The organism is Staphylococcus pasteuri, from assembly GCF_030547725.1.
In the GTDB taxonomy this organism is placed as follows: Bacteria; Bacillota; Bacilli; order Staphylococcales; family Staphylococcaceae; genus Staphylococcus; species Staphylococcus pasteuri.
On record NZ_JAUOQO010000660.1, the window covers coordinates 1 to 250 of the forward strand.

Annotated in this window: 1 protein-coding gene; it reads left to right on the forward strand. The window is 45.2% G+C overall.

All coding sequences use genetic code 11. The annotated features are described in order from the left end of the window. Window positions 1–38 precede the first annotated feature (38 nt). The coding region (locus tag Q4528_RS15075) for a PDZ domain-containing protein (RefSeq protein WP_303522501.1) at window positions 39–250 on the forward strand (212 nt) is incomplete at its 3' end.

The window sequence follows — 250 nt, forward strand, 5'->3', positions numbered from 1 at the left end:
CGGTTATTAGTAGTTTGGTACCTGGCGGCCCTGCTGCAATGAGTAATCAACTAGGTCCTGAAGACAAGATTGTGGGAGTTGCCCAAGGCGAAGATGAGATTGTAGATATTATCGGCTGGCGTTTAGATGACGTTGTCGATCTTATTAAAGGCCCTAAGGGAACCACTGTTCGTTTAGAAATCTTGGCATCGGGTGGCAAAGTCGATGGCAAAACTAAAGTTGTTGATATTATTCGCGACAAGGTTCGTCT